Genomic DNA, 9,456 nt, shown 5'->3' on the forward strand with positions numbered 1-9,456 from the left:
CAGTCGTGAGCCCGGTCCCGAGTGGGTCAGCCGACGACGAGCATTGCCACGGCCATCATCGCAGCGGTCATGCCCAGCGGCAGGGCGGGAACGTGCTGCCACCACGCGCTGGCCGTGGTCACGGTCGAGCCGACGACTGCCTCTCGGACGGCGCTGGCCGACAGCGGCATCGCGATCCCGTCGCGGCCGTCGCCGCCGATGATCAGCACCCGCGGCACTCGCTCGGCCGGGGTGGCGGTCATGCTGGCAGCGACCCGCTCCTGGAGCAGGCCGGCGAAATCGGAGCCGTGCATGTCGTCGAGCTCAGCAGCCACGATCCACGCGTCGAACTCCCGGCCGCGGGCGAGGCGAAGGGCCTCGGCACCGCTGGAGCGATAGTGCATTTCGAGCGATCCCGAACGGGCTTCGGAAGCCAGCACGGTGTGGTCGTCGAAGTTGGGGTCAATGATCGCGATCCGGAGGACCTCTGCATACGTTTCGCTGGACATGGCGAGACTCCTTACGGGGATCGACCGAAGAGGGATACAGGGATATGTGGAACGGTGGGACCTGCCGGGGCACAACCGGGCTCAGCCGCGGACCTGGGCGGGGATCTTGGTCTGTGGCGGTACCAGACCGGCGGGGTCGAGCACGTCGAGGGTGACGGGACGCACGCGATACCCAGTGACACCGGCGGCCAGGGCCCGCTGCTCATCCTCGATGCGATACTCTTCCGCAACGACGTAAACCCGCGACTTGGCCACCTCGTCGAGGTGCCCGAGGGACACGCTCGACCCGCTGCGAAGCGGATCGACGCTGCTCTGTTCGATGTCTTCGGCGAGCATGTCGAGCAGGTCGAAGCCCGACATGTCGGGGAGTTCGCCGGCGATCAGCCAGACGTCGGACCGGAAGCGCTTCGCCATCCGCATCGCCGCCCGGCCGTCGGCACAGAAGTGGAGGCCAATCAGCCCCTTCCGTGCCGACCCGACGAAGTCGCCGTAGTGGTGAATCGCCGGGTCGACGATCACGACCTCCCGGATCCGCGACGGGGCCGGGTGAGATGCGGAATCGGGACCGCCGTGCTGCTGCGTGTCATTCGCTGCCGCGGGGCGATCTGAAGTCGACATGATGACCTCCTTGGGACCGGCACCGTCGGGTGCGGTCGCACGATGGAAAACCATTCGCATCGTTCCCACGGCCGGACCGTCGCAGGGCGGCGGCGCAGGGCCGCCGGCAGCGCGTACCAGCCGCAGTGCCATCCGGCGACCACCAGCGTCGCCGGCCACCAGCAGGAGCGGAGCTCAGATCAACGACAGGATCGGGAGAAACAGCGAGATCGGCAGGAGGCACAGGAGGCAGTCGGAACGGGTGAACCAAGCCAAGTCAGCGCCGTTGCCGACCTTGCCGACCGAGACGCCCTGGGCGATGTGCGAGCCATTCATGACCAAGTCCTCCATATGCCGCCCTGCGGTCGGTAACCGGCCGGTCCCACTGAGCGGGACCGACCGAACAGCGGGGCTGATGGAACATGTGCAGGTGGTGTGCCAAACCTCGCGGTTGGAGCTATATCAGGTCTTTTTTTCCGTGGAATGCGTAAAACAGTCCGTTTTTTGGCTGCTCGCTCGGGTATTCGTTCCTATCGCCTGGCGTCCACCGGGTCGGAGAGTGTCCCGCGTCCGGTTCGAATTGCCCCAGTGGGTGGTGTGAATCGCCCCACCCCTGGCTGTCCGTGGACAAAGCCCTCCATGGCCTTTGTCCACTTGAGCGACCGCGGGAAACGCCGAGGGTTTCCCGGGTCGCCATCGGCCGCATCCGGCGGCCGGTCACTTTTTCCACGGGTTGCTGGATGGCAGTGAGGTACTCACCCCATGACCCGTGCGGTCGCCGCTTGGCGGCCTGGATCGGCGCTCAGGTTCGGCCGCCGACCCGATCGGCAACCGAGAAACTCGGGAAAGCGGCCGGTCAGCTACCGGACAGCAGGTCCGCCACGACCTCACGGACGAGCCCGGAATCGAGATCGTCGACGATGCCGACGTGCCCCAGGTCTGTCGGCAGGATGAACCGGACCCGGCCGTGGAGGCTTTTCTTGTCGCGGGACAGGGCCTCGACGATCCCCTCCACCGACAGCCCCGCGATACCGACAGGGGCCAGCGGAAGGCCGAACCGGGCCAGGAGGGCAGCTTGGCGGCGGGCGATCTCGACCGGCAACCGCCCCGTGGCAAGGGCCAGCCGGGCGGCAGCGGTCATCCCCATTGCGACCGCCTCGCCGTGGAGCAACCGGCCATATCCGGCCAGATTCTCGATGGCGTGGCCGATCGTATGGCCGTAATTGAGGATCGCCCGCAGACCGGACCGCTCGAATTCGTCCGCCCCCACGACGGTGGCCTTGAGGTCCACGCAGCGGCCCACGAGGTGGGAAATGGCCGCCGGCTCCCGGGCGAGGATCGAATCGACCGATCCCTCCAGCCAGACGAACAGCTCGCTGTCGAGGATCACGCCGTATTTGACGACCTCGGCCAGGCCGCTGCGGTATTCGCGGTCCGGGAGCGTCGCGAGCGAAGCCGGGTCGCAGGCCACGCCGACGGGCTGCCAAAACGCCCCCACCAGATTCTTGCCGGCGGCGAGATTGATCCCTGTTTTGCCGCCGATCGCGCTATCCACCTGGGCGACGAGCGTCGTCGGCACCTGCCACACCGGAAGCCCCCGGACGAACGTCGCCGCGACGAACCCGGCGAGATCCCCGACCACTCCCCCCCCGACGGCGATGACGTGCGTCGCCCGGTCGGCTGGAAGGCCGGCGAGGGCCTCCCACAACCGCACCGCTTCCGCGGCCGATTTGCTCGTCTCACCGGCCGGGACCGCGATCAGCGCCGTCGTCAGGCCCCGCGCCGACAGGGCCGATTCGACCTCCACAGCCACGGTGGCCGCGACCGCACCGTCGGCGATCACGACACCGCGCCGGGCGCCCGCTTCCGCCACCCCGTCGAGTAGTCGGGAAACCGCACCAATCCCGACGAAAACCCGGCTGACCGCTGGAGCGGCCCGTCCGCGGGCACCGTCGTCGGCGAAGCGGATCACCCGCTCGTGGAGCGTCACGGGTCAGCCTGCGCCGAGGCGCGCGAGATCGTCGGCGGTGACGGTCACGACCCGGGCGAAGCCGGAGTGCACCCGGCAGTAGTCGAGATCCGAGGCTTCCTGGGGGGTCGCGTGGAGGGCCGCTTCGACCCGCTCTCGGTCGGTCGCGGACCACTCGTCGTAGTCCCCGGGCCACACCGTGCGGGCCTCGACGACGAGAGCCTCCCGGTACGGGTCGAAGGCGTTGGGCATGGATCGTCCTGTCGCAGGCTGGCAGGGGATCGGCTATCCACTCCGGTCCGCCTACCGTGTCACGAGAGTATACCCTCGCCACCGCGGCGATCGGCTCGAGCGCGGCCGCGCCATCCCGCACCCGAACGCACCCCCGATGACATACCCGCGACCCTTCCCCGACGTCTCCCAGAACCGCGGTGCGGTCACGCCGGCATCGTCGGGGCGGCGGCTCGTGGCCGGCCTGGTGGCCCTCGGAATCGCTGCGGGAATCACCGGGATCGCCTGGCAGCGCGGCCAAACCAGGCGGTGTCTGGGCTTCTATGGTGCCGAGGTCGCCAGGGCGATCACTACGGCGCCGCATGTCGAGCTGTGGTCCGGCGTCCGCCCCGGAGATCGCCCGGGCACGTGGTTGGCAGCCGCGCGCCGGGATGTCAGTGCCGCGCGGGGGCTGGTCCATCTGCGCCGCGGTCTGGTCGAGGACGCGAATTTCCTCGCCGGGACGGCGTCCAACGGTGACGGTGGCGGCGGTGAGGCGGCCGACTCCGGCTGGAGCCACGTGCTCGTGTTCTCGAGGGACCCCGTGTCCAAAGTGGATACCGGCGACGGGAGGGCCGTCGCGCTGTGCTTCGACGGTGGGGGCGGTGTACCGCGGCGCCTCACGGTGGTGGGGCGGCCGGGGGTGCTTCCGGTCGGCCGGATCGGGCGCGGGATCGCCGACTGGATCGAAGCCACCACTTCCGCGGAAACGCCGTAAAAATCGCCCTTTTGGTGGTCGGGGGCGTCAGCCTATCCTCCCCCCCGCCGGCGCGACCGCGCCATGGGACCGGCGGCTGCACCGGCGCGCAGCCCGACGAGGAGAGACGCATGCGTTCGATCGCGGTCGCCAACCAGAAGGGGGGCGTGGGCAAGACGACGACGTCGGTCAACCTCGCCGTCGGCCTGGCGCGGGCCGGTCGCCGGGTGTGCCTGGTCGACCTCGACGCGCAGGCCCACGCCACGCTCCATGTCGGTGTCCAGCCGGGAAGCCATCGGCTGTCGGCATTCGACGTCCTCACCGGCGGCGTGTCGCTCGCCGACGCCACGGTCGTCGCCGCCGAAAACCTCTGGCTCGTGCCGTCGCACATCGACCTGTCGGCCACCGAGGTGGCGCTCGCCGGCCAGCCGGGGAGGGAGTCGATCCTCGCGCGCCGGTTCGCCGACGACCCGGCCTGCTCCGGCTCAGGCCCGGCCCCCTACGACTACCTGATCATCGACTGTCCCCCGTCGCTCGGCCTGCTGTCGCTCAACGCCATGGCGGCGGTCGACAGCGTCCTCCTCCCGCTCCAGCCCCATTTCCTCGCCCTCCATGGCGTGAGCAAGCTGCTCGAGACGGTCGAGCTGGTCGCCGACCGGGTCAACCCGCGGCTGGCAGTGCTCGGGGTGGTGTTTTGCCTGTACGAGTCGGGCACGCGGCTGGCGCAGGAGATCGGCCGGGACGTCGAGGCGTTTTTCGGCGCCGCGGCCGAGCGGCACCGGGCGTGGCGCGACGCGCGGGTGTTCGCCACCCGGATTCGGCGCAACATCCGCCTGGCCGAGGCCCCGAGCTTCGGCCGGTCGATCTTCGACTACGCTCCCGACTCGCACGGAGCCGAGGACTACGGCAATCTCGCCGCCGAGATCGATCAGGCGGCGGCGGTGGCGCTCGACGCAGCGCGGCGGGCGGCCTGAGGAGCGGCGACCGGACCGGAGGTCACGGTGAGGGACAGCGGCAGCCCCGACCCCGTCGACCGCTCGGGAACGGCTGCCGGGGCCCCGAGATCGGGCAGCCACCAGTAGCACGAGGCAGAGGGGTCCATGCCGACGAGGATGCCCGTGGAGTCGAAGGCCTCGGCCGACACGAACGCGACCGGAGCGGCCCGCACGCCGGAAGCGACCGAACGCGACGACGAGCGGCGGACACTGGCCATGCGTGGAATGCTTCCTGCGGAAGGGGGCGGAGTGTGAATCGTCCGGCCTGGCTGGTGGAGAGCAGTTTTCGAGCCCGCGACCGGTTTCGCGGTCGATGCCCGGAAGGGACCCAGCTCCCCACGGGGGAAGGCAGGCCGTTTCTCGCCGGCACGGAAAAGTCTGCCTTTGGGGTTTTGGGTAAGCAAGAAAAAATGGCGAAAAAAGGAAAGATCTGAGGTTTTTCGCTGAAAACCCTTCTATTTCGTATCGTTCGGCAACTGTGCGGCCTGGGGTCGGTGCCGGCACGGCGGGGTTTTCGGTCCCCCGGGAGGCGAGCTCCCGGCACTCTTCCGAGGATGAGGCGTTCGATGCCACACCGTCTTGCCGTCGCGTACCCCGGGTTTGCCAGCCTCGTGGTCGTCGCGGCGCTCCTGCCGGCCTCAACCGCCGCTGTCGCCCGGGCCCAAGATGCACCGCCGACCGGGTTTCGTCGCCTCGCCCCCGGCGTGCTGACGGTGATCCCCTCCGACCGCTCCGCCGACGATCCGCTGCAGCGCGCCGACATCCCCGAGATCACACGCGGGTTTCCCGACCGGGTGTGGGAGCCGAAGCAGGCCCCCCCGGGGAGCACGTTCGTCGGCCGCGGCGTCAACCGTGAGTTTCTCCGCGACGTGTGGTGCCTGGAATTCGCGTTCAAGCCGCCGCGGCAGATCGACGTCGACATCCCCGCTGCCGACCTCCGCATGCGCCGCAAGCGCGTCTGGTACCTCGTGTACCGCGTCCGCAACACCGGCGCCCGGCGCGTCGTCGGCGAGGGGGGCGACATGACGAAGCTCACCACCGAGCCGGTCCAGATGCCGGTGCGGTTCATCCCCCACATGGTCCTCGAGAGCGTCGAGGGGCTGTCGGCGTCCGAGGGAGCGACCTCCTACCGGGCCTACCTCGACCGGCTGATCCCGACGGCGGTCGACGCGATCCGCGCCCGCGAATTCGGCGGGGCTCCCGACCAGCCGGTGTTCGACAGCGCGAGCATGGCGGCAAGCGCGATTCCCCCCGGCGGCGAACGGTGGGGGATCGCCACGTGGGAGGATGTCGATCCGCGGATCGACTTTTTCTCGATCTACATCCGCGGCCTTACCAACGCGATCCGCTGGCGGCAGCGCGCCGATGCAACATTCACCCCCGAGTCGATCCCCGGCCGCGGCGAGGAATACGCGCTGGAGAGCCTGCGGCTCGATTTCTGGCGCCCCGGCGACGACCGCGACGAAGCGGTCGAGCAGATGAGCATCGGCCACGCCGGCCTCTACGAGACGCGGACCCTCGGCTCGAAGCTCCTCGCCATCGCCGCGCGCCCCGCGGTGGTCAAATCGAATCCGCCGCGCGGCCTCGAGGCGCTGGGCCTGACCTGGGGCGACCTGCTCGACCCGCCGCCGCCGGCTGCCGAAGGGGACGACGCCCCGCGCTCGCTGGCTCCGCTGGCGCTGGTCGTGGACCGCCTCGCCACGCTCCCCGACGCCCCGGCGCGCGGCCGTGCCCTGCGCGATCTGCTCGGCGACCTCGCCATCGGCCAGCTCGAGGACGCGACCAGGGCGCTGGTCGGCCCGGTCGATCCACAGGCCGATGCCGCCCGCCGGGCAGGCCTCACGGCGCTGGGCACGACGCCCGAGCAGCTCGCCGGGAAGCCGTTGGCCGGTGTGGCGGCGGTGCTTGGCGCGATCGAGAAAACGCGCGACCCGGCGCGGCGCGAGGCCCTCACGGCAGACCTGTTCGGCCCGGCCGCGCGGCGGATCGACGACCTCGCCGACGAAGTGGCGCTGGCCCGCGGCGAGGCGGTCCTCGACGAATTCGACCTCGACCGGCGCCCGCTGGCGACGGCCGGGCCGCTCACCGGCTTCGACTTCGCGCGGACGCTGATCGACGGCGAGTCCGACGCCGCCACACGCGCCCGGCTCATCGGGGGCCTGTTCGGAGCCGAAGGCGAGTCGCTCTACGCCACCGCCACGGGAGCGGGGGAGGGAATTGACCACGGTTGGGTTTTCCGCTACGAAAACCCGGAGTAAGCTCTCTGTGGCAGGTGATTTCCTTCGTCCCCCGGGATCGTGTCATGGCCCACAAAAAAGGTCAGGGTTCCAGTCGCAACGGCCGTGATTCGAACGCCCAGCGGCGCGGGGTGAAGAAGTTTGCCGGGCAGACCGTCCGCGCCGGCAACATCCTCGTGCGCCAGGTCGGGACGAAGTTCCAGCCCGGGCGCAACGTCGGCATGGGCACCGACTACACGCTGTTTGCCCTCGTCGACGGCGTCGTCGGCTTCGACCGGGAAGGCCGTCGCGTCAACGTCGTCGCCGGCCAAGGCTGACGCACTTCCGCCGCACTTCCGCGCGGTCGTCGATCCGAGTGTGCGATGTTCGTCGACCGGGTGCGGATCGAGGTGGTGGCCGGTGACGGCGGCCGTGGCAGCGGCAGCTTCCGCCGCGAGAAGTACGTGCCGCGCGGTGGCCCCGACGGCGGCGATGGCGGTGCCGGCGGCAGCGTGATCCTCGCCGCCGAGGCGGGGGTCGATTCGCTCGCCGCACTCGCCCACCGGGCCCAGTGGCGTGCCCCGCATGGCGAACCGGGCGGCCCGGCCAATTGCCATGGCCGCTCGGCCGAGGACATCGTCCTCCTCGTGCCCCCCGGCACGATCGTCACCGACGAGCAGACGGGCCTGGTGCTCCGCGATCTCGCCCGCCCCGGCGACCGGCTCGTGGCGGCGCAGGGAGGGGCCGGCGGCTTCGGCAACGTCCACTTCAAGTCGTCCACCAACCGCGCCCCGCGGACGACCACCCCCGGTGGCAAGGGGGAGGCGCGGCGGCTGGCACTCGAGCTGAAGGTGATCGCCGACGTCGGCCTGGTCGGCCTCCCCAACGCCGGCAAGAGCACGCTCCTCTCGCGCCTCTCGCGCGCCCGGCCGCAGATCGCCGACTACGCCTTCACCACCAAATCGCCGATGCTCGGGATCGTGGCGATCGACCGCGACCGGAGCTTCGTCCTCGCCGACCTCCCGGGGCTGATCGAGGGGGCGCACGCCGGCACGGGGCTGGGGCACGAGTTTCTCCGGCATGTCGAGCGCGCCGGGATCCTCGTCCATGTGGTCGAGCCGGCTCCGCTCGACGGCTCCGATCCGCTCGCCAACCACCGCACGATCCGCGCCGAGCTGGCGGCCTACGATCCGCTCCTCGCCCTTCGCCCCGAGATCACGATCGTCAGCAAGGCCGAGCTGCCCGGCTCCGCGGAGATCCGCGAGCGCCTCGAAGCGGAGCTCGGCCGCCCCGTGCTCGCCGTCAGTGCCGTCACCGGTGCCGGGCTCGACCGGCTGCTCCACGCCGTCGTCCGCCAGCTCGACAGCCCGCCCGACGCCGCCGCGCCAGCGCAGGATCGCCCCCGATGACGCCCCGCGACCCGGCGCCTCCGCGCCCGTCTCCCGCTGCCGCGCGGGTGTTTGTCGCCGATGTCGGCAATTCGCGGATCAAGCTGGCGGCCCTCGATCCGCACGGCCCGGGGCTCGCCGCGCGCCTCGATCTGGTCGCCCGCGAGCTGGCTGCAGACGCGCTGGCTGCAGACGCGCTGGCTGCAGACGCGCTGGCTGCCGACGCGCTGGCTGCAGACGCTCCTGCGACCGACGCGCTTGCCCGGTTCATCGCAGGTGCCGCGCCTGGGGCAGGGCTCCTGCTTGTCGGCAGTGTGAATGTCGCCGCCGCCGCCCGGCTCGAAGAGGTCGTGGCCCGTCTCGCGGTGGCGCGGGGACATGCGCTCGAGATCCGGTTCATCGGCCCGGCCGATCTGCCACTCGAGGTCCGGCTGGCGGCGCCCGACAGGGTCGGCATCGATCGGCTCGCCGCGGCGGCGGCCGTGGCCCGGCTCGAGCGCGGCCGGCCGGCGGTGATCGTCGACTGCGGCACGGCGGCGACCGTCGGCTGCGTGGCGGCCGACGGGGCCTTTCTCGGCGGGGCGATCTTCCCCGGCCCGACGCTTCTCGCCCGGGCGCTGGCCACCGGCACGAGCCTCCTTCCGGAAGTCCACACGCCGCTGGATGCCCCGCCGCCCCCGCCGGGGCGGTCGACGACCGAAGCGATCACCGTCGGCATCGGCTGGGGGCTCCGCGGGGCGATCCGCACGCTCGTCGATCGCTCGCGCGACGCCGTCGGCAGCTCGGCGGCGCTGTACCTCACCGGCGGCGGCCGGGGCATGCTCCGCGACACCCTG

The 9,456-nt window shown here is 71.1% G+C and carries 11 protein-coding genes; 6 read left to right on the forward strand and 5 right to left on the reverse strand.

From position 1 onward, the window contains the following. Nucleotides 1-26 precede the first annotated feature (26 nt). From FJ309_08520 to FJ309_08535, 4 genes are all read right to left on the reverse strand, one after another. A complete protein-coding gene (locus tag FJ309_08520) occupies nt 27-488 on the reverse strand; it encodes a hypothetical protein (protein ID MBM3954641.1) in 462 nt (153 codons plus the stop codon). Nucleotides 489-569: 81 nt separating this feature from the next. After that, entirely contained in the window at nt 570-1,106 is a 537-nt protein-coding gene (locus FJ309_08525; GenBank protein MBM3954642.1) for a response regulator, read from the reverse strand. Nucleotides 1,107-1,941: 835 nt separating this feature from the next. Continuing rightward, a complete protein-coding gene (aroB, locus tag FJ309_08530; GenBank protein MBM3954643.1) occupies nt 1,942-3,075 on the reverse strand; it encodes a 3-dehydroquinate synthase in 1,134 nt (377 codons plus the stop codon). A gap of 3 nt (nt 3,076-3,078) precedes the next feature. Beyond that, nucleotides 3,079-3,306 (reverse strand): hypothetical protein, encoded by a 228-nt coding sequence (locus tag FJ309_08535; GenBank protein ID MBM3954644.1) that lies wholly within the window; start codon nt 3,304-3,306, stop codon nt 3,079-3,081. 136 nt (nt 3,307-3,442) lie between these two features. Here FJ309_08535 and FJ309_08540 point away from each other — a divergent pair, with 136 nt between their 5' ends. Then, the gene (locus FJ309_08540; GenBank protein MBM3954645.1) at nt 3,443-4,042 is read left to right on the forward strand and encodes a hypothetical protein; all 600 of its coding nucleotides are present in this window, start codon (nt 3,443-3,445) and stop codon (nt 4,040-4,042) included. Between the two features lie 110 nt (nt 4,043-4,152). Further along, nucleotides 4,153-4,995: a ParA family protein gene (locus FJ309_08545; protein MBM3954646.1), complete on the forward strand. Its 843-nt coding sequence runs from the start codon at nt 4,153-4,155 to the stop codon at nt 4,993-4,995. Here the strand turns inward: FJ309_08545 and FJ309_08550 are convergent. After that, complete coding sequence (locus FJ309_08550; protein ID MBM3954647.1) at nt 4,950-5,234, reverse strand: hypothetical protein; 285 nt, start codon at nt 5,232-5,234, stop codon at nt 4,950-4,952. The genes FJ309_08545 and FJ309_08550 overlap by 46 nt on opposite strands. A 348-nt stretch (nt 5,235-5,582) precedes the next feature. On the opposite strand from FJ309_08550, the gene FJ309_08555 reads away from it, so the two are divergent. The 4 genes from FJ309_08555 to FJ309_08570 all read left to right on the forward strand — a co-directional run. Then, nucleotides 5,583-7,274, forward strand: a complete 1,692-nt coding sequence (locus FJ309_08555) for a hypothetical protein (protein MBM3954648.1) — start codon at nt 5,583-5,585, stop codon at nt 7,272-7,274. Nucleotides 7,275-7,318: 44 nt separating this feature from the next. After that, entirely contained in the window at nt 7,319-7,570 is a 252-nt protein-coding gene (locus FJ309_08560; protein MBM3954649.1) for a 50S ribosomal protein L27, read from the forward strand. 45 nt (nt 7,571-7,615) lie between these two features. Further along, the gene (gene obgE, locus FJ309_08565) at nt 7,616-8,641 is read left to right on the forward strand and encodes a GTPase ObgE (GenBank protein ID MBM3954650.1); all 1,026 of its coding nucleotides are present in this window, start codon (nt 7,616-7,618) and stop codon (nt 8,639-8,641) included. Then, nucleotides 8,638-9,456: type III pantothenate kinase (locus FJ309_08570; protein ID MBM3954651.1), on the forward strand; the 819-nt coding region annotated here is incomplete at its 3' end. The genes obgE and FJ309_08570, both read left to right, overlap by 4 nt.

The organism is Planctomycetota bacterium (genome assembly GCA_016872555.1).
Classification (GTDB): Bacteria; Planctomycetota; Planctomycetia; order Pirellulales; family UBA1268; genus F1-20-MAGs016.

Excerpts from the sequence above, each read along its gene's own strand:
- FJ309_08550 (MBM3954647.1), bottom strand. The coding sequence starts at position 5,234 with ATGGCCAGTGTCCGCCGCTCGTCGTCGCGTTCGGTCGCTTCCGGCGTG.
- FJ309_08520 (MBM3954641.1), bottom strand. The coding sequence starts at position 488 with ATGTCCAGCGAAACGTATGCAGAGGTCCTCCGGATCGCGATCATTGAC.
- FJ309_08545 (MBM3954646.1), top strand. The coding sequence starts at position 4,153 with ATGCGTTCGATCGCGGTCGCCAACCAGAAGGGGGGCGTGGGCAAGACG.
- FJ309_08555 (MBM3954648.1), top strand. The coding sequence starts at position 5,583 with ATGCCACACCGTCTTGCCGTCGCGTACCCCGGGTTTGCCAGCCTCGTG.
- obgE (MBM3954650.1), top strand. The coding sequence starts at position 7,616 with ATGTTCGTCGACCGGGTGCGGATCGAGGTGGTGGCCGGTGACGGCGGC.
- FJ309_08535 (MBM3954644.1), bottom strand. The coding sequence starts at position 3,306 with ATGCCCAACGCCTTCGACCCGTACCGGGAGGCTCTCGTCGTCGAGGCC.
- FJ309_08540 (MBM3954645.1), top strand. The coding sequence starts at position 3,443 with ATGACATACCCGCGACCCTTCCCCGACGTCTCCCAGAACCGCGGTGCG.
- FJ309_08560 (MBM3954649.1), top strand. The coding sequence starts at position 7,319 with ATGGCCCACAAAAAAGGTCAGGGTTCCAGTCGCAACGGCCGTGATTCG.
- FJ309_08525 (MBM3954642.1), bottom strand. The coding sequence starts at position 1,106 with ATGTCGACTTCAGATCGCCCCGCGGCAGCGAATGACACGCAGCAGCAC.